The 18494-nt window shown below is 68.4% G+C and carries 23 protein-coding genes; 19 read left to right on the forward strand and 4 right to left on the reverse strand.

The genetic code is table 11. The annotated features are described in order from the left end of the window. Window positions 1-8 precede the first annotated feature (8 nt). Window positions 9-479, forward strand: coding sequence for a chemotaxis protein CheW (locus CSC78_RS10135; protein WP_162337788.1), 471 nt, complete (start codon window positions 9-11; stop codon window positions 477-479). A gap of 119 nt (window positions 480-598) precedes the next feature. On the opposite strand, the gene CSC78_RS10140 is transcribed toward CSC78_RS10135, so the two are convergent. Together CSC78_RS10140 and bioA are read right to left on the reverse strand one after the other, a co-directional pair. Then, the gene (locus tag CSC78_RS10140) at window positions 599-1330 is read right to left on the reverse strand and encodes a 16S rRNA (uracil(1498)-N(3))-methyltransferase (RefSeq protein WP_162337789.1); all 732 of its coding nucleotides are present in this window, start codon (window positions 1328-1330) and stop codon (window positions 599-601) included. After that, entirely contained in the window at window positions 1321-2694 is a 1374-nt protein-coding gene (bioA, locus tag CSC78_RS10145) for an adenosylmethionine--8-amino-7-oxononanoate transaminase (RefSeq protein WP_407072269.1), read from the reverse strand. The genes CSC78_RS10140 and bioA overlap by 10 nt, the downstream gene beginning before the upstream one ends. Window positions 2695-2795: 101 nt before the next feature. Here bioA and nudE point away from each other — a divergent pair, with 101 nt between their 5' ends. The 6 genes from nudE (at window position 2796) to CSC78_RS10175 (ending at window position 6461) form a co-directional block, all read left to right on the forward strand. Further along, a complete protein-coding gene (nudE, locus tag CSC78_RS10150) occupies window positions 2796-3344 on the forward strand; it encodes an ADP compounds hydrolase NudE (protein ID WP_162337791.1) in 549 nt (182 codons plus the stop codon). Beyond that, window positions 3341-4177, forward strand: a complete 837-nt coding sequence (cysQ, locus tag CSC78_RS10155) for a 3'(2'),5'-bisphosphate nucleotidase CysQ (protein ID WP_162337792.1) — start codon at window positions 3341-3343, stop codon at window positions 4175-4177. Before nudE ends, cysQ begins: the two co-directional genes overlap by 4 nt. Continuing rightward, complete coding sequence (gene mazG, locus CSC78_RS10160) at window positions 4155-4997, forward strand: nucleoside triphosphate pyrophosphohydrolase (protein WP_379608694.1); 843 nt, start codon at window positions 4155-4157, stop codon at window positions 4995-4997. Before cysQ ends, mazG begins: the two co-directional genes overlap by 23 nt. A gap of 274 nt (window positions 4998-5271) precedes the next feature. Further along, a complete protein-coding gene (locus tag CSC78_RS10165) occupies window positions 5272-5595 on the forward strand; it encodes a YnfA family protein (protein WP_162337793.1) in 324 nt (107 codons plus the stop codon). Window positions 5596-5611: 16 nt separating this feature from the next. Next, on the forward strand, window positions 5612-5914 hold the full coding sequence (locus tag CSC78_RS10170) for a DUF962 domain-containing protein (RefSeq protein ID WP_162337794.1): 303 nt from the start codon (window positions 5612-5614) through the stop codon (window positions 5912-5914). Window positions 5915-5921: 7 nt separating this feature from the next. Continuing rightward, window positions 5922-6461: a hypothetical protein gene (locus CSC78_RS10175; RefSeq protein WP_162337795.1), complete on the forward strand. Its 540-nt coding sequence runs from the start codon at window positions 5922-5924 to the stop codon at window positions 6459-6461. A gap of 16 nt (window positions 6462-6477) precedes the next feature. Here the strand turns inward: CSC78_RS10175 and CSC78_RS10180 are convergent, their stop codons facing one another. Next, window positions 6478-6816, reverse strand: a complete 339-nt coding sequence (locus CSC78_RS10180; RefSeq protein ID WP_162337796.1) for a DMT family protein — start codon at window positions 6814-6816, stop codon at window positions 6478-6480. A gap of 128 nt (window positions 6817-6944) precedes the next feature. On the opposite strand from CSC78_RS10180, the gene CSC78_RS10185 reads away from it, so the two are divergent. From CSC78_RS10185 to CSC78_RS10220, 8 genes are all read left to right on the forward strand, one after another. Continuing rightward, window positions 6945-7646, forward strand: coding sequence for a response regulator transcription factor (locus tag CSC78_RS10185; RefSeq protein WP_056879702.1), 702 nt, complete (start codon window positions 6945-6947; stop codon window positions 7644-7646). A 23-nt stretch (window positions 7647-7669) separates the two neighbouring features. After that, entirely contained in the window at window positions 7670-8971 is a 1302-nt protein-coding gene (locus CSC78_RS10190; protein ID WP_238391234.1) for a sensor histidine kinase, read from the forward strand. A 97-nt stretch (window positions 8972-9068) separates the two neighbouring features. After that, window positions 9069-10604, forward strand: a complete 1536-nt coding sequence (locus CSC78_RS10195) for an efflux RND transporter periplasmic adaptor subunit (protein ID WP_238391235.1) — start codon at window positions 9069-9071, stop codon at window positions 10602-10604. Continuing rightward, the gene (locus CSC78_RS10200) at window positions 10601-11326 is read left to right on the forward strand and encodes an ABC transporter ATP-binding protein (RefSeq protein ID WP_162337797.1); all 726 of its coding nucleotides are present in this window, start codon (window positions 10601-10603) and stop codon (window positions 11324-11326) included. The genes CSC78_RS10195 and CSC78_RS10200 overlap by 4 nt, the downstream gene beginning before the upstream one ends. Window positions 11327-11449: 123 nt before the next feature. Then, window positions 11450-12691 (forward strand): ABC transporter permease, encoded by a 1242-nt coding sequence (locus tag CSC78_RS10205; protein WP_162337798.1) that lies wholly within the window; start codon window positions 11450-11452, stop codon window positions 12689-12691. Window positions 12692-12761: 70 nt separating this feature from the next. Next, window positions 12762-13718 (forward strand): isoaspartyl peptidase/L-asparaginase family protein, encoded by a 957-nt coding sequence (locus CSC78_RS10210; RefSeq protein ID WP_162337799.1) that lies wholly within the window; start codon window positions 12762-12764, stop codon window positions 13716-13718. Continuing rightward, window positions 13719-14435, forward strand: a complete 717-nt coding sequence (locus tag CSC78_RS10215) for an RNA polymerase sigma factor (RefSeq protein WP_162337800.1) — start codon at window positions 13719-13721, stop codon at window positions 14433-14435. Then, window positions 14414-14791 (forward strand): VOC family protein, encoded by a 378-nt coding sequence (locus tag CSC78_RS10220; RefSeq protein WP_162337801.1) that lies wholly within the window; start codon window positions 14414-14416, stop codon window positions 14789-14791. The genes CSC78_RS10215 and CSC78_RS10220 overlap by 22 nt, the downstream gene beginning before the upstream one ends. Window positions 14792-14810: 19 nt before the next feature. Here the strand turns inward: CSC78_RS10220 and CSC78_RS10225 are convergent, their stop codons facing one another. Further along, a complete protein-coding gene (locus CSC78_RS10225) occupies window positions 14811-15548 on the reverse strand; it encodes an SGNH/GDSL hydrolase family protein (protein WP_238391236.1) in 738 nt (245 codons plus the stop codon). Window positions 15549-15751: 203 nt separating this feature from the next. On the opposite strand from CSC78_RS10225, the gene CSC78_RS10230 reads away from it, so the two are divergent. From CSC78_RS10230 to CSC78_RS10245, 4 genes are all read left to right on the forward strand, one after another. Then, window positions 15752-16132 carry a diacylglycerol kinase gene (locus tag CSC78_RS10230; protein ID WP_162337802.1) on the forward strand — a complete coding sequence of 127 codons (381 nt, stop codon included), beginning with the start codon at window positions 15752-15754 and terminating at the stop codon, window positions 16130-16132. Window positions 16133-16160: 28 nt separating this feature from the next. Beyond that, window positions 16161-16895 (forward strand): TerC family protein, encoded by a 735-nt coding sequence (locus CSC78_RS10235; protein WP_162337803.1) that lies wholly within the window; start codon window positions 16161-16163, stop codon window positions 16893-16895. Window positions 16896-17054: 159 nt separating this feature from the next. Beyond that, entirely contained in the window at window positions 17055-17702 is a 648-nt protein-coding gene (locus CSC78_RS10240) for a LemA family protein (RefSeq protein ID WP_162337804.1), read from the forward strand. A 19-nt stretch (window positions 17703-17721) separates the two neighbouring features. Then, the coding region (locus tag CSC78_RS10245; RefSeq protein ID WP_162337805.1) for a TPM domain-containing protein at window positions 17722-18494 on the forward strand (773 nt) is incomplete at its 3' end.

Raw genomic sequence — 18494 nt, forward strand, 5'->3', positions numbered from 1 at the left:
AACATACGATGGCCCATTCCAACGACGAAATCCGCGGCGTCCTGATCCAGGCCGGCGAGTACCGCCTGCTGCTGCCCAACGCCACCGTCGCCGAAGTACTGACGCGCGCACCGGTCGAGCCGGTCGCGGACATGCCCGACTGGCTGCCGGGGCGCATCGACTGGCACGGCTGGCCGGTGCCGCTGGTCGCCTTCGGCCGCCTGACCGGCAATGCCGGCGAACCGGTGGCGCTGAACAGCAAGATCGTCGTGCTGAAGGCGCTGAGCGGCGACAAGGATCGTCCTTACTTCGCCCTGCTGACGCCGTCGTTCCCGCGCCTGGTATCGGTGCCGCGCGACGGCCTGCTCGCCGACGCGACCGAGGAGGTCCTGCCGGTGGGCGTGAAGGTCCGCGTGCTGCTGGGCGACGAAGCCGCGGTACTGCCCGATCTGGAACTCGTCGAGACGATGATCGACGAGGCGCTGGCCAACGCGGCCTGACGTCCCGCAGGGTGGGCCTTGGCCCACCGTTTCGCAGTCTGTCACCGGGATGCTTCGGCACGTGGTCGGTACATCCGACGCCGTGCGATGGCGGGCTTGAGCCCGCCCTACAGCCCGCCCTACAGGTCGCCGAATCTCGATTGCAGGGCGGCGATGGCGGCCAGGCCGGCGGTTTCGGTGCGCAGAATGCGTGGGCCGAGACGGAGTCCGGTGAAGCCCGCCGCCGACAGCGTGTCGCGATCGCGCGGCGACCAGCCGCCTTCCGGTCCGATCGCGACCACCACCGCGCCTGATGCGATCTCGACGGTCGCCAGCGCTACGTCGCCGGTCGGGTCGAGCGTGAGTTTCGTCGCGCCGGTGCCGACATCACGCGCCGCATCGGCAAGCGACGCCGGCGCCGACAGGCTCGGCAGGCGTGCACGGCCGCTCTGCTCGCATGCAGAGGCGATCACGCTGCGCCAGTGCGCCACGCGCTTCTCGGTGCGTTCGGCATCGAGCTTCACCTCGGTGCGCTCCGCCATCACTGGAATGATCGCCGCGACGCCGAGTTCGGTCGCCTTCTGCAGGATCAGGTCCATCTTCTCGCCGCGGGCGATGCCCTGCAGCAGGATCACGCGCAGCGGCGATTCGTTGTCGATCGCGCGCGCACCGACGATGTCGGCCACCACGCCGCGCTTGCTGATCGCGGTGATACGCGCATCGAAGTCGCGCCCGTCGCCGTTGAACAGCACGCAGCCGTCGCCCTCGCGCAGCCGCAGCACGCGGGCCAAGTGGTTGGCGGCGGTTTCGGGAAGGGCAAGGGACGTGCCCACGCTCAGGGGGGCGTCGACATGGCAGCGGGTCAGGCGCATGACGTGGCCTCGTCGATGGCGTGGCGGGTGACGTCGGCGAGCAACTGCAGCGCGTCGTCGTCCACGCAGTAGGGGGGCATCCAGTACAGCACGTCGCCCAGCGGACGCAGCACCACGCCGCGCGCCAGTGCCGCGCGGTAGGCCTTCAGGCCGATGCGCGCCGTGGCGGGGAAGGGCGTGGCCTTGTCGCCGTCCTGCGTCAGTTCGAAGGCCAGCATCATGCCGGCCTGGCGCACGTCGGCCACGTGGCGATGCGCGGCCAGCGGTTCGGCGAGCGTCGCCATCGACCGTGCCGTGGCCCGGTTGCGCGCCAGCACGTCGTCGGCGCGGAAGATGTCCAGCGACGCCAGCGCCGCCGCGCAGGCCAGCGGATTGCCGGTGTAGCTGTGCGAATGCAGGAAGGCGCGCTCGCGCGAGTCGTCGAGGAAGCCATCGTAGATCGCCTGCGTGGCCAGCACCGCCGCCAGCGGCAGGAAGCCGCCGGTCAGGCCTTTCGACAGGCACAGCAGATCGGGCATCACACCGCTCTGTTCGCTGGCGAATAGCGTGCCGGTGCGGCCGAAACCCACCGCGATCTCGTCGGCGATCAGGAACGCGCCGCTGGCGTCGCACAGTTCGCGCACGCGGGCCAGGTAGTCGGGGTGGTGCATGCGCATGCCGCCGGCGCACTGCACGCGCGGCTCGACGATGACGGCGCAGACCTCACCCGCATGGTCCTCCAGCAGCGTCGCCAATGCATCGGCGGCGCGCCGCGCACAGTCGGCCGGCGACTCGCCGGGCTGCGCCAGGTAGGCATCGGGCGAGGGCGCGAACAGCGCCTCGGTCAGCAGCGGCGCATAGACCCGCCGGTACAGCGGGATGTCGCCCACCGCCAAGGCGCCCAGCGTTTCGCCGTGGTAGCCGTTCTCCAGCGCGATGAACTTCGTCCGCGTGTGTTCGCCACGGTTGTGGAACCAGTGGAAGGCCATCTTCAGCGCCACTTCCACGCCCGCCGAGCCGTTGTCGGCGTAGAACACCTTGGCCAGCGGTGCGCGGCCCATCTGGTGCGGCGCCACCGCCAGCAGCCGTTCGGCCAGCTCCACCGCCGGCGCGTGGGTGAAGCCGGCCAGCATCACCTGCTCCAGCGACTGCGCCTGTGCGGCAATGGCGGCACCGATGCGCGGTTCGGCATGGCCGAACAGGTTGGTCCACCAGCTGCTCACCGCATCCAGGTAGCGCGTGCCGTCGTGGCCGACCAGCCACGCACCCTCTCCATGGGCGATCGGGACGAGCGGCAAGGTGTGCGGGTGCTCACGCATCTGCGTGCAGGGATGCCACAGCACCGACAGATCACGGGCACGCCACGCGTCCGCCTCTGCTAGCATTCCCGTCTGATGATCCCGTTGTCGCATCCCCTCATGATATCGGGCACCGCCCCTTGCCGTCGCCACGCCCTGCGTGGTGCGCGCGGACGCCGCGCCGTCGCATGAGCCGCCTGCCGACCATCCACGGGATCACCCAGCGCACCGATGGGCCGGACCGCCATGTCGAGGAGCTGGACCTGGAATTCAGCAACGGCGAGCGCCGCCGGTATCACCGCCTGCGCTCGCAGGGGCATGGCGCGGTGGTCGTGGTGCCGATGCAGGACGACGAGACGGTACTGCTGGTGCGCGAGTACGCCGCCGGCATGCACCGCTACGAACTGGGCCTGGTGAAGGGCCGCATCGACGCCGGCGAGACGCCCGAGCAGGCCGCCGACCGCGAACTGAAGGAAGAAGCCGGCTTCGGCGCGCGCCGCCTCGACGTGCTGCGCGCCCTGACCCTGGCGCCCACCTACATGAGCCACCAGTCCTGGCTGGTGGTGGCAAGAGACCTGTACCCCGAGCGTCTGCCGGGGGATGAACCCGAGGAGTTGGAAGTAGTGCCCTGGAAGTTGCAAGACCTCGACCAGCTGATGCTGCGCGAGGATTTTTCGGAAGGTCGTTCGCTGGCGGCACTGTTCATCGCCCGCGAATGGTTGAACGCGCGGACATGACCAAGATGACCGCCGACCTGCACGAAGCCGTCATCGTCATCGCCCGCGAAGCGGGCCAGGCCATCATGGCCGTGTACGAGGGCGCCTTCGACGTGCAGCGCAAGAACGACGACAGCCCGCTCACCGCCGCCGACATGGCCGCCCACCAGGTGATCATCGATGGCCTGCGCCGGTTGACCCCCCAGTGGCCGGTGCTGTCCGAGGAAGCCGCCGACATCCCGTGGTCCGAGCGCAGCCAGTGGCCGACCTACTGGCTGGTGGATCCGCTGGACGGTACCCGCGAATTCATCAAGCGCAACGGCGAATTCACCGTCAACATCGCGCTGATCGAGCAGAACGAATCCGTCTTCGGCGTGGTCCACGCGCCGGTGACCGGCGAGACCTGGCACGCGCGCCAGGGCCGCAACGCCTACCGCCGCGTCGGCGACGTGGATGCGCAGATCCGTACGCGTGCGCCGGCCACCGGCACGCTGAAGGTTGCCGCCAGCCGTTCGCACCGCGACGCGCGCACGCAGGCCTTCCTCGACGGCATGGGCGACATCGAGGAGGTCTCGCTCGGCTCGTCGTTGAAGTTCTGCCGCATCGCCGAGGGCACGCTGGACGTCTATCCGCGCTTCGGTCCCACCAGCGAGTGGGACACCGCTGCCGCGCAGTGCGTGCTGGAAGCCGCTGGCGGCGCGCTGCTGGCGCCGGACGGCCGCGCGTTCCGCTACAACCGCCGCGAGACGCTGCTCAACGGCGATTTCGTGGCGCTGGGCGACATGACGTTGCCGTGGCGTACGTGGCTTGCGAATGCCGAGGACGGTGCGAATGGACATGCCCGCATCGCCTGACGGCGGCATCGCGCGGCTGCTGGCCATCATGGCCCGCCTGCGCGACCCCGACGGCGGTTGTCCGTGGGACCTGGAGCAGGATTTCTCGACCATCGCGCCGTACACGGTGGAAGAGGCCTACGAGGTCGCCGATGCGATCGACCGGCATGACCTGCCCGCGCTGAAGGACGAACTGGGCGATCTGCTGCTGCAGGTCGTCTTCCATGCGCAGATGGCGCAGGAGCAGGGCGCCTTCGCCTTCGGCGATGTCGTCGAGGCGATCTGCGACAAGATGGTGCGGCGCCATCCGCACGTGTTCGGTCGTTCTACGGGCTCAGGACAGGCTGCCTCGTTCGCGGATGCGGAAGCGCAGACGGTGAACTGGGAAGCGATCAAGGCCGCCGAGCGCAAGGCCGCGGGCGAAGAAGACACGTCCGCGCTGGCCGGCGTCTCGCGCGGCCTGCCCGAATGGCAGCGTGCGGTGAAGCTGCAGTCGCGCGCGGCGCGGGTCGGCTTCGACTGGCCAGACACCGCGCCGGTGATCGACAAGCTGCGCGAGGAGATCGACGAGGTGCGCGTCGAACTCGCCGCGGCGCCTTCGCCCGAACGCGACGCGCGACTCGAGGACGAGATCGGCGACCTGCTGTTCGTCGCCGCCAACCTCGCGCGCCATGCCAAGGTCGACGTGGGCGGCGCGCTGCGCCGCGCCAACCTGAAGTTCGAGCGCCGCTTCCGTGCGATGGAAGCGATCGCCGCCGCCGAGGGCACGACGATGTCTGCGCTGTCGCTGGAGCAGCAGGAAGCGCTGTGGGGACGCGTCAAGCAAGGCGAAGGCATGTAGCGTCAGCCTTCTCGGCCTCGCCGTCGCGGCGTTCCTGGCAGGGAGGGCACACGCAGCGGAGCAAGCTCCGCTCTACGGGGGGGGGGCGGTTGTCCTGCCCGACCACCGTTGGACCGTCATTCTCGCGAAGGCGGGAACCCAGCGACTTGCAACATCGCACCGAACCGGCGCGGTGATTCGCGTGCGAAGACGGCAGCGGTCGCATCGCCGGACGCGTTGCGTTGCCGGGATCCCTGGGCTGGCGGCGGGCCAGGGCCCGCCCTACGCTGTCGGCATGAAAACCCTGCTGCTGTTCCTCGTCACCGCGTTGGCCGAAATCGTCGGCTGCTATCTGCCGTACCTCTGGTTGCGCAAGGACGGCAGCGCGTGGCTGTTGCTGCCCGCGGCCGCCAGCCTGGCGCTGTTCGCGTGGCTGCTCACGCTGCATCCCACCGCGTCCGGACGCGTGTACGCCGCCTACGGCGGCGTCTACGTCACCATGGCGATCGGCTGGCTGTGGGCGGTGGACGCGGTGAAGCCGACGCGCTGGGACCTGCTGGGCGCCGGCTTGTGCCTGGCCGGCATGGCGGTGATCATGTTCGCGCCACGCGCCGCCTGACCCTGTGGGAGGGGACATGAGCCGCTTCGCCAGCTTCCGCGAGTTCTATCCGTTCTACCTCGACGAGCACAGCAACCGCACCTCGCGCCGCCTGCACTTCATCGGCAGCTGCGGCGTGCTCGCCCTGCTGGTGCTGGCCATCGTCGAACGCAACGCGTGGTGGCTGCTCGCCGCGCTGTTCTGCGGCTACGGCTTCGCCTGGGTAGGTCACTTCTTCTTCGAGAAGAACCGCCCCGCGACCTTCAAGCACCCGTTCTATTCGTTCGCCGGCGACTGGGTGATGTTCAAGGACATCCTCACCGGGAAGATCCGGTTCTGAGCGACGCATGAGCCGTGTCGTCCGGCACGCCGTCCGCGCGGTCGCGCTGCTGATCGGTGCACCGTTGACCGGGCTTTTCGCCTACGACCTGGTGGCGGTCAGGCCGCATGTGGCCGGCATGGAGGCGATCCTCGCGCAGGCTGATAGCCAGGATGCATCGCCGCCACTCCTGATCCGCCGTCTGATAGACGCGAGCGTGGGATCACCGGCGCCGTCGGTGGCCAGCATGGCAGTCCGCCAGTTCTATCATTCTCGGTCCGCCATGGACTGGCATGCGAGAACTGCGCTCTGGCAGATCCTGCTGCCCATGCATTTCAGCGATGAAGAAATGTATGGGCTCTACGCATCCCAGGCTTACAACGGTGTCGACAAGGGCCTGGATCGTCTTGCACGACGCGAGCACGGCAAGTCCCTTGATGCGCTGGCGCCCATCGAGGCGGCGCGCATCGTTGCGATCGTACAGGGACCGTCTTACATGCTGCGGGACAGGCAGCGGCTGGAGACACATGCCGAGCGGCTGATGGCTCGAGCCGGATATGCCCCATGAGCGGCCTCGCGACCCCTCACTCGTAGAACATCAGGAACGCCGCGCCCACGATCAGGGCGAACGCCGCGTAGTGGTTCCATTTCAGCGGCTGGCCCAGGTACCAGGTGCTGAAGCCGGCGAAGACCACCAGGGTGAGGATTTCCTGGATCGTCTTCAGTTGCACGACCGAGTACACCGCGCTGCCCATCCTGTTGGCCGGCACCATCAGGGTGTACTCGAAAAAGGCGATGCCCCAGCTGGCCAGGATGGCGACGAACAGGGGGGTGGCCTTGTACTTCAGGTGCCCGTACCAGGCGAACGTCATGAAGATGTTGGACGCCAGCAACAGGAACAGGGGCAGGATGCGGTCGATCATGGCGGGGCCGTCGGGGAAAGGACGCAAAGCGTAATCCCAACTGCCAGCTGAATGCAGAGGGCGTCTTCACGCGGTGTCTACCGGTCGACCGGTAGCTTCACAAACCTGAAGCCTCTCAAGGAGCCGGTATGCGACACAGTCAGGAAACCGCGGGTCTGGTGCTGGTCGTGGAAGACAACCGCAATATTTCCGAGATGATCGGCGAGTATCTCGAAGGGCGGGGATTCGAAGTCGACTACGCCACCGACGGCCTCGACGGCTACCGCCTGGCGGTGGAGAACAGCTACGACGTGCTGGTCCTGGACCTGATGCTGCCACGGCTGGACGGCATGGAAGTGTGCAAGCGCCTGAGGAACGAGGCCCGCAAGTCAACGCCCGTCCTGATGCTGACCGCGCGCGACACGCTGGACGACAAGCTGACCGGCCTCAGTTCCGGCGCCGACGACTACCTGACCAAGCCGTTCGCCATCCAGGAACTGGAAGCACGCCTGCGCGCCCTGATCCGCCGGGAACGCCGCCAGGTGGGTGCCGAGGTGCTCAAGGTCGCCGACCTGGTGCTGGATCCCGTCAGCATGCGCGCGACCCGCGGCGGTACCGAGCTGATGCTGTCGCCGATCGGCCTGCGCCTTCTGACCATCCTGATGCGCGAGTCGCCCCGCGTGGTGACCCGGCAGGAGATCGAGCGCGAGATCTGGGGCAATGGCCTGCCGGATTCCGACACGCTGCGCAGCCATCTCTACAACCTGCGCAAGGTGATCGACAAACCCTTCGACAAGCCGTTGCTGCACACCGTGCAGAGCGCGGGCTACCGTATCGCCGATATCGGCTGACCTGAGCGTCGGCGCGCGGCATCATGGCCACTCCGCCGGACGATACGCCGATGCGCCACCACGGCCTGCCCCGCAAACTCAGGATCGCCTTCATCCTGCAGGCCGTGATGGTAAGCCTGGCCATCGTGCTGGGCGTCTACCTGATCTCCGCCGTCATCAAGCACAGCCTGATGAACACGGCGCTGCAGGAGGAGGCCGCCCACTTCTGGCAGCTCTACAGCGCCAGCACCGCGCAGCCGCCACCGAACACGTACAACCTGCGCGGCTATCTGGTGCTCAAGGGGCATTCCAACCTGGTGCTGCCGGAGAACCTGCGCGACCTCCGTCCCGGGTTCCACGAACTGAAGAACGACGACCTGCTGGTGCTCGTCGACGAGCAGTCCGAGGGCCGACTCTACCTGGTGTTCCTGCGCTCGCAGGCCGAACGCCTGGCGTTCTATTTCGGCACCGTGCCGATCATCATGACCCTGGTCGCGATCTACCTAGTGTCCTGGCTGACCTACCGGGCGTCGAAGCGGCTGGTGTCGCCGGTCAGCTGGCTGGCGCGGCAGGTCGCGGAGTGGGATCCGCGCCGCCCCGACGTCAGTGCGCTGGCCGCCGATCGCCTGCCGAACGATGTGCAGGGCGAAGCCCGTCAACTGGCCGCGGCGCTGCACGGGCTGGCGCAGCGTGTGAGCGCGCACGTGGCGCGCGAGCGCGACTTCACCCGCGATGCCAGCCATGAACTGCGCACACCACTGACGGTCATCCGCGTGGCCACCGACATGGGCATGGCCGAGGATTCGCCGCCGCGCGTGGCGCGCGCATTGCAGCGCATCCAGCGCGCCGGCCGCGACATGGAAGCGGTGATCGATGCCTTCCTGATCCTGGCCCGCGAGGCCGAGGTCGAGCCGCAGAGCGAGGACTTCGACGTCGCCGACATCGTCATGGACGAAGCCGAGAACGCGCGCACGCTGCTGCTCAACAAGCCGGTCGACCTGGAAGTCACGCTGCACGCGCGCCCGCGCCTGCATGCACCGCCACGCGTGTTCCAGGTGGTCGTCAGCAACCTGTTGCGCAACGCCTGCGCCTATACCGACCGTGGCCGCATCGATGTGCTGCTGGAGCCGGACCGCGTGGTCGTGCGGGACACCGGCATCGGCATGTCCGTCGAATCGATGCAGCGCGTGTTCGAGCCGTTCTACCGCGCCGACCCCACGCGCCCGCATGGCAGTGGCCTGGGCCTGTCGATCGTCAGCCGGCTGTGCGACCGCTTCGGCTGGAAGATCGAGCTCGACAGCGAGCTCGGTCGCGGGACCACGGCGACGATCCGCTTCGTTCCGTAATCCATAATGGGAACTGACCGGTGCTCCGGGCTGTCAACGCGGCAGCCTCCGGCGCGTTCCCGTTCCCGACTCCCCACTTTCCGAGCCGACTCACTGCATGAGCCAGCCAGCACGCATTGCCCCCCGCAAGACATCTCCCCTGCCCAGGATCCTGCTCGGGGTCGCCGTCGTCGCCATCCTCGGTGCGGGCGCATGGTACTGGACCTCGCGCAAGGCCGACGGCGCCGAGAGCGCGTATCGCACCACGACCGTGGAGCGCGGCGACATCCGCGTGGCCATCTCGGCCACCGGCACGCTCAGCGCGATCTCCACCGTGACCGTCGGCAGCCAGATCTCCGGCCAGGTCACCGACGTGCTGGTGGACTACAATAGCGAGGTGAAGAAGGGTGAGGTGCTGGCGCGCATCGACCCGAGCACCTACGAAGCCCAGATCGAACAGGGCAATGCGCAGATCGCGAACGCACAGGCCAGCCTGAAGCAGGCGCAGGCCACGCTGGCGAACGCCGAACTGGACTACACCCGCAAGGCCGACCTCGGCACGCAGAAGCTGGTCGCGCAGAGCGACGTCGACCTGGCCCGCGCGGCGCGCGACCAGGCGCGTGCGCAGGTCAACGCCGCGCAGGCGTCGATCCGCCAGCAGACCGCGTCCACCCAGACCACCCGCGTCAACCTCGACCGTACCGTCATCCGCTCGCCGGTGGACGGCGTGGTGCTGACCCGCAGCATCGAACCCGGCCAGACCGTGGCGGCCAGCCTGCAGGCGCCGGAGCTGTTCACCATCGCCGAAGACCTGTCGAAGATGAAGATCGAACTGGCCGTCGACGAAGCCGACATCGGCCAGGTCAAGGTCGGGCAGGCGGTCTCGTTCACCGTCGATGCCTTCGCCGACCGCCAGTTCCGCGGCGAGGTGCAGCAGGTGCGCCTGTCCGCCACCACCACCAGCAACGTGGTGACCTATCCGGTGGTGGTCAGTGTGGACAACAGCGACGGCACGCTGCTGCCGGGACTGACAGTCAATGCCGAGATCGAGGTCAGCAAGCGGGACGACATTCTCAAGATTTCCAACGCCGCGCTGCGCTACAAGCCGACCGGCGAGGAGGCCAACGCCACGGCCGCCGCACAGGCGCCGCAGGGTGGCCAGAACCGCGGCAGCGGCGTCAGCGACGACTTGGTGCGCGTCGCCGGCACCCTGCAGCTGAAGCCGGAACAGCAGTCCGCATTCGACGCGGCACTGGCCGCGTTGCGTGAGCGCCAGGCCGCGCGTGCGGCGCAGGCGCAGCAGCGAGGCGGTGCGAGCATGTTCGGTGGGCCGGGCGGCGGCCCGCGTTCCGGCGGCAACAGCAGCAGTGGCGGAGGCGCAATGCAGGCGCAGATCCGCCAACGCATGGCCGAACGCATGCAGCAGGACTTTGCGCCGTTCCGCGCCACTCTGGACGAGCAGCAGAGACAGCGCTGGGATGGCGAACTGCGCACGTTGCTCGGCGCCAAGCGCGCGCCGGTCTACAAGCTGGTCAACGGCAAGCCGGACATGGTGCAGGTGCGCGTGGGCGCCAGCGACGGCACCAGCACCGAGGTGTCCGGTGCGGTGAAGGAAGGCGACGTGGTGGTCGTGGGCGAGCGCGCGAAGGAATGAGCACGCCGTCCGCGAACGCCGGCGACCGCGTGCCGGTCATCCAGACGCATGCGCTGGGCAAGGTCTATTCCGCCGGCACCGAGGCGGAAGTGGTCGCGCTGCGCGGTGTCGACATGCGCGTGGACCGCGGCGATTTCGTCGCCATCATGGGGCCGTCCGGCTCGGGCAAGTCCACGCTGATGAACCTGATCGGCTGCCTGGACACGCCGACCGACGGCAGCTACCTGTGCGACGGCATCGACGTGGCCACGCTGGACGCCGAGCAGCTGGCGATCCTGCGCCGCGAGAAGATCGGCTTCGTGTTCCAGGGCTTCCACCTGTTGCCGCGCATGACCGCACTGGACAACGTGGCGATGCCGCTGGGCTACGCGCAGGTGCCGCCGGGCGAGCGCGCCGAACGCGCGCGCCAGGCACTGGCCGCGGTCGGTCTGGCCGAGCGCGCCGGCCACCGGCCCAATGAACTGTCCGGTGGCCAGCAGCAGCGCGTGGCCATCGCGCGCGCGCTGATCAACCAGCCGCCGATCCTGCTGGCCGATGAACCGACCGGTGCGCTCGACAGCAAGACCGGTGAGGAGATCCTGGCGCTGTTCAAGCGCCTGCGCGACGACGGTCATACCGTCATCCTGATCACCCACGACGCCGAAGTCGCCGCGCATGCCGACCGCATCCTGGTGATGCGCGACGGCGAGCTGCATGAGGAGGAGGTGATTCGTGATTCGTGATTGGAAGGGAGGCGCCATGAGGCCGATTCCCCAACGAGCTTGCGATATTTCGGTGCAGCGTGGCTGCGGTTGCTTTGCTCTTGCGAATTCCCTATCACCAATCACCAATCACGGCTTCCAACCATGAAGTTCTCCGACATCCTGCGCACCGCGCTGCACGCGCTGCGTGGCAACTGGATGCGCAGCGCGCTGACCTCGCTGGGCGTGATCATCGGCATCGCCGCCGTCATCGTCATGGTGTCGGTGGGCCAGGGCACGCAGGCCGAGATCGACAAGCTGGTATCCGGGCTGGGCTCGCAGCGGCTGGACATCAGCCCGGGCGCCGGCCGTGGTCCCGGCGGTGGCGGCGTGCGGATGAGTTCCAGCAGTTTCTACACGCTCAAGGAAGGCGACGTCGACGCGATCCGCAACGAGATCCCGGAAGTGCAGTACGTGGCCGGTGCGTTGCGCGGCAATACCCAGATCGTGTTCGCCGAGAACAATGCATCGACCAGCTGGCAGGGCGTGCAGGCCGATTTCTTCGACATCAACAGCTGGGTCATCGCCAACGGCGAGGGCTTCGACGCACAGGACTACTCCAGTGCCGACAAGGTGGTGATCCTCGGCGAGACCGTGCGCCGCACGCTGTTCGGCGAGGACAGCGGCGTCGGCCAGACCGTGCGCCTGGGTCGCGTGCCGTTCACGGTGGTCGGCACGCTGGCGTCGAAGGGGCAGGGCGGCTTCGGGCAGGACCAGGACGACGTGATGATGGTGCCGCTGGAGACCGCGCGCCGTCGCCTGATGGGGTCGATGGGGTTGCCGCCGGGCGCCGTGCAGCAGATCGCGCTGACCGTGGCCGACGCCAAGGACCTGGGCTACGTGCAGGGCGAGGTGGAAGCGCTGCTGCGCCAGCGGCACAAGATCGGCCCGGGTGAGGACGACGACTTCAACGTCCGCAACATCTCCGAGATCGTCGCCACCCGTACCGCCACCACCCGGCTGATGTCGCTGCTGCTGGGCGCGGTGGCCACCATTTCGCTGATCGTCGGGGGCATCGGCATCATGAACATCATGCTGGTGTCGGTGACCGAACGCATCCGCGAGATCGGACTGCGCATGGCGGTGGGCGCCGGACCGGGCGACGTGCGCCGGCAGTTCCTCGCCGAGGCCATGCTGCTGTCGCTGGGCGGTGGCGTGCTGGGCATCGTCATCGGCGTGGCCGGGGCGCTGCTGGTCGGCAAGTTCAGTGACCTGCCGGTGGCGTTGAACGGGCAGGTCATCGGCCTGGCGGCGGGCTTCTCGATCGCCACCGGCCTGTTCTTCGGCTACTACCCGGCACGCAAAGCCTCGCAGCTCGACCCCATCGAGGCGCTGCGCTCCCAGTAATGCGCCAGGACTGGCGTGGCGCAGCGGCGGGAGTATGCTGAACGCCCGTTGTGCCCACCGGTCCTGCGCCATGAGCCCGCATTCGTCCCGCCGGCCGCTTGCACTCGCCATCCATGGAGGCGCTGGCGTGATCGAGCCGGGCAGCCTGGGGGCCGACGTGGAAACCGCGATCCACGCCGAACTCGCGCGTGCCCTCGATGTCGGCCACGCCATCCTCGCCACGGGCGGCACTGCGCTGGACGCGGTCGAAGCCGCGGTGACGATGCTCGAGGATTCGCCGCACTTCAACGCCGGGCGCGGCTCGGTGTTCACCGCCGAAGGGCGGCACGAACTGGATGCGTCGATCATGGACGGAAGGCATCGCCGTGCCGGTTCGGTCGCCGGCCTGATGACGGTGCGCCATCCCGTGCGGTTGGCGCGACGCGTGCTGGAGGATTCGCCGCATGTGTTCCTGATCGGCGACGGCGCGGAGCAGTTCGCCGATACGCAGCCGGGCATCGAGCGCGTGCCGAACGGCTGGTTCTCGACCGAGGCGCGGCGCGTGCAGCTGCGCGATGCGCAACAGCGCGAGCAGCAGGCCTGGCAGGGCAGTGACGATCTGCGGGGCAAGTATTTCGGTACGGTCGGTGCGGTGGCGCTGGACAGCCGCGGGCACCTGGCGGCCGCCACGTCCACCGGCGGCATGACCAACAAGCGCTGGGGGCGTGTCGGCGATTCGCCGGTGATCGGTGCCGGCACCTGGGCCGACGCGCGTTGCGCGGTCTCGTGCAGCGGCTGGGGCGAGTTCTACATCCGCAACGCGGCGGCGCACGACATCGCCGCGCGTATCGCGTACCGGGGCGATCGCCTTCGCGATGCGGTGGAGGACGTGATCCTCGGCGAAGTGCCGCAGCATGGGGGCGATGGCGGTGCGATCGCGGTGGACCGCGACGGCAACCTGGCGCTGGTCCTCAATACGCGCGGCATGTACCGCGGCTGGGTGCGGCCCGACGGCACGCGAGGCACGGCCATATATCAGGACACCTGAGTGACGGTGCCGTCGGAGCGCAGCGCGGATGCGTTGACGCTGGCGATCTATCGCACTCTCCGCGCCCAGGCGCTGCGGTTGTGCCGTCGTACGGACGAAGCGGAAGACCTGGTGCAGGAGGCGCTGCTTGCCGGCATGGTCGCCGGACGCCATGACCTGCCCTGGCTCTCCGGCGTACTCCGTCGCCAGGCGGCGATGGTGGTACGCACGGCGGTCCGGCGGCGTCGTCGCGAAGCGCTGGCCGAACTCCATCAAGACGACGTCGTCGCCGAGGCATCGCACCCGGCATCCGGACCCGCCGCGACGCACCTCCCCTGGCTGGCGACGCTCCCGCCCTCGGCGCGTCGGCTGGCGGTCCTCGCGCTGCACGGCCTGTCCGCGGACGAGATCCGCTGGATCCTGCGCATCGAGCCGACCGCATTCCGCCAGCGCCTGACCCGCATCCGCCAGACGCTTGCTGCGCAGTCCCCGACGGTGCGCGCCGAAAGCATCGCGTTGTCGCAACTGCGCGACCCTGCACGCAGCGTCGATCTGGCCTTCGGCCTGGCCCGGCGTGCGCTGAAGGCCGCCATGCAGGCCGGCGAGGGCCTGGGAACGCACGATCCGGATGGGCACCTGCTCCTGATCGATGCCGGTGCTCACACATCGCCTTCCCGCGGCAACCAACAGAAGGGAATCACACAGGAGGACATCCCATGCTCACGCACTGCAAGGTAGGCGCCATCGTGTTCTTCGTCTCCGACCTGGCCCGGTCGGTGGCGTTCTATCGCGACACCCTGGGCCTGCCCATTGACGCCATGGACGGACATGACGGTCCGTTCGCGATGGGTGAGGTCGGTGAACTCGCGCTCGTCTTCATTCCACGGCCGGCGCGCGCGGGCGAATCGCCGGTCGTCGTCTTCAGTCTCGAGGGCGGCATCGACGACCATGCCGAAGCGCTGGCCGCGAAGGGCGTGGAGATCGTGGTGCCGGTCAGCGAGTCGCCCGACGGCGGACTGTCGCTGGATTTCCTCGATCCGGACGGCAACGTGCTGAGCCTGCACCAGAACGAGGGCGCGCCGCGCCGGCACTGAGCGCGGCGCGGCGACGGGATCACTTCACGTACGGGGCAATCACGCGCTGCCAGATGTCGTAGCCCGCGGCATTCATGTGCAGCCGGTCTTCGATGAACAGGGCTTCATTGGGCTGGCCACCTGCATCCAGCATGGGCGTGAAGATGTCGATGTAATCCACGCCCAGGCGCGTGGCTTCTGCCTGCACCAGCGCATTCGCCTCGCGCTGGGCGGGCAGGAGTTGCGCGCGCGACGGGCTGGGCTTGGTGCTGATGTAGGCGATCTTCGCCTTCGGCAGGTCGCGGCGCACGCGGTCGACGAAGGCGATGAAGTCCGCGCGCACCTGCTGCGGCGTGCGGCCCGAGTGTAGATCGTTGTCGCCGGCGTAGATCAGGATCTGCCGCGGGGCGTAGGGAACAATGGTGCGGTCCGCGTACCACGTGCTGTCCCGCAGTTCGGACCCGCCGAAGCCGCGGTTGATCACCGGCACGCCGGGGAAATCCTGCGCCAGCGTGTCCCACAGGCGGATCGACGAGCTGCCGGTGAACACCACGCCTCCGCTCGGTGGCGGCGACTGCGCGTCTTCCGCCGCAAAACGCTGCATGTCGTTCTCCCACTCCGCGTTGGAGACCTGCTCCGGAATGCGCGGCGCGGTCTTCGCCGTTGTCGTGGCGGCAGGCGTGGCGGACGTCGCGGGCGGGCCGCCCGCGCAGGCGGCGAGCACGGCGGCAAGCGCGAGGGCGCACAGGGGCAGGCGCAGGGAGTTCGGGAACGTCACGGGGGAAGGGCTCCTCGGGGGCGGTCAGCCCCCAGTGGACCAGCCCGGGACCGGTGATGCAAACCGGCCGCGGGCTGCCTTGTGGCAAAATCGCGTCTTGGCGCGCTACCTGCGCCGGTTCCACCCGATCCGACCTCCCGCTGGTCCAGGCACCGCCTGGCCGGCCGGGGACGATGCGGGACCTCCTTCGCATCGACCTGCCCATGGCTGACGAAACCGGACATCTCCCCCGCGGCCCGGGCCGCATCCTCAAGGCGACCGTGTGGTCCATGCAGGGGCTGCGGGCGGCGTGGATCCACGAATCCTCGTTCCGCCTGGAGGTCTACCTGCTGGTCGTGCTGGCGCCACTGGCACTGTGGCTGGGAGAGGGTGGGCTGGAGCGCGCGATGATGATCGGCAGCTGCCTGCTGGTGCTGGCGGCCGAGCTGCTGAACTCCGCGGTGGAAGCCGTCATCGAGCGCTACGGCCCCGAACACCACGAGCTCGCCGGTCGTGCGAAGGACATGGGTTCCGCCGCCGTCTTCGTGCTGATGATGAACGTGCTGCTGTGCTGGGGCCTGATCCTTGTGCCCCGCTATCTCTGACTTTTGATCTGAACCAAGGTACTCCCCCATGATGGAACTGCTTACCGATCCGCAGGTGTGGATCACGCTGATCACGTTGAGCGCGATCGAGATCGTGCTGGGCATCGACAACCTGGTCTTCATCTCCATCGCGGTGAGCAAACTGCCGGCGCACCAGCGCGAAGTCGCGCGCAAATTCGGCATCGCGGTGGCATGCATCACCCGCATCATGCTGCTGCTGACGCTGGCCTGGCTGGCCGGCCTGACCACCGACCTGTTCACCCTGTTCGGCCAGGGCATCTCGGTGCGCGACCTGGTGCTGATCGTCGGCGGCCTGTTCCTGCTGGTGAAGGGCACCAAGGAGATCCTGGAACTGGTGAAGGGCGAACCGGATTCGGAGGACGTGCATACGCGTCCAGCCGTGTCGTTCGCCGGCGTCATCGCGCAGATCGCGGTGATCGACATCGTGTTCTCGCTGGACTCGGTGATCGCCGCGGTCGGCATGGCCAACCACACCCCGGTGATGGTGGCGGCGATCCTGCTGGCGGTGGCGGTGATGCTGCTGGCGGCCAAGCCGCTGGGCCAGTTCATCGACAACAACCCGACCATCAAGATGCTGGCGCTGGCCTTCATCGTGGCCGTCGGTGCCTACCTGCTGCTGGACGGCTTCGAGATGCATATCCCGAAGGGCTATCTGTACGGCGCGATGGGCTTCTCGGCGGTGGTCGAGTGCCTCAACCTGTGGGCGAAGAAGCGCGCCAGCCAGCGCATGCTGCGCGAGTAAGCGCACGCCGACGTCGCATCGCGAAGGGCTCCCTCGGGAGCCCTTCTTTTTCACGGACAGGTAACAAGTCCGTGGGCGTTGCCTCGCGCGCCGCATGACGCTTGCGCCGTCACGGGCGAGGTGCTGCAATCGGCGCGTCCTTCAACGGAGTGTCGTGCCATGCGCCAGGTGTCGCGTCTGTGGTTGATCGTCCTGCTCGTCGCGCTGCTGCCCGGCTGCGGCTACAACGCCATCCAGCAGAAGGACGAAGCGGTGAAGGCGGGCTGGTCCGAGGTGCTCAACCAGTACAAGCGGCGCGCCGACCTGATTCCCAACCTGGTCAAGACCGTGCAGGGCTACGCCCAGCAGGAGCGGCAGGTGCTGACTGACGTGACCAACGCGCGTGCGCGCGTCGGGCAGATCCAGGTCAATGCCGACGACGCCGCCTCGCTGCAGCAGTTCCAGCAGGCGCAGGGCGAACTCTCCAGCGCGTTGTCGCGGCTGCTGGTGGTGACCGAGAACTACCCGAACCTGAAGTCCGACCAGTCGTTCCGCGACCTGCAGGCGCAGCTGGAAGGCACCGAGAACCGCATCACCGTCGCGCGCGGCCGCTACATCCAGACCGTGCAGGACTACAACACGTATATCCGCCAGTTCCCGCAGGTGATCACCGCCAAGATCACCGGGGCGAAGGAGAAGCCCAACTTCACCGTCGAGAACGAAGCTGCGATCTCGGAAGCGCCGGCGGTGGATTTCGGTACGCCTCCGCCCGCACCGGCCACGCCGCAAGCACCCACACCGCCGCCGGCACCGTCCCCGGACAACTGAGCGGCGACGCACCCCTGCCATGCTCCGCGCGCTGGCGCTCTGTCTACTGCTGATGGCTGCGCCCGCCTGGGCGCAGTCGCTGGCGCCCATCCCCGCGCTCGATTCGCCGGTGGTGGACACCACCGGCACGCTGGATGCGACGCAGAAGCAGCAGCTTGAAGCGCAGTCCCTGGCATTGCAGCAGCGCAAGGGCAGCCAGTTGCAGGTGCTGATGGTGTCGACCACGCAGCCGGAAACCATCGAGCAATACACGCAGCGCGTCTTCGACCAGTGGAAGCTGGGCCGGCAGGGCGTGGACGACGGCGTGCTGCTGCTGGTCGCGAAGGACGACCGTCGCGTGCGCATCCAGCCGGGCTATGGACTGGAAGGCGCCATTCCCGATGCCATCGCCAACCGCGTCATCCAGGAATACCTCGCGCCCAAGTTCCGCGCCGGCGATTTCGGCGGCGGCATCGTCGACGCCACCGCGACGCTGATGAAGCTGATCGACGGCGAAGCGCTGCCGGCGCCCGTCAGCACGCATCGCGAGCCTGCCCGGCGCGGGGGCGGCGACTGGTTCTTCGCGCTGTTCGCGGCCTTCATCGTGGCGACGGTCGTGCGCGGCGTGTTCGGACGTGCGCCGGCTGGGCTGCGCGGCGTGTTCACCGGCGGCGCGGCGGCGGGGGTCGCGCTGCTGCTGTCGTCGCTGATCCCGGCGGGGATCGCCGGCGTGTTCGGATTGCTTTACGGGCTTGCTTCGGTCTCCACGGGTGGTGGCTACGCGCGTCACCGCGATTGGGGTGGGTGGGGCGG

Source organism: Pseudoxanthomonas japonensis (assembly GCF_010093445.1).
GTDB lineage: Bacteria > Pseudomonadota > Gammaproteobacteria > Xanthomonadales > Xanthomonadaceae > Pseudoxanthomonas_A > Pseudoxanthomonas_A japonensis.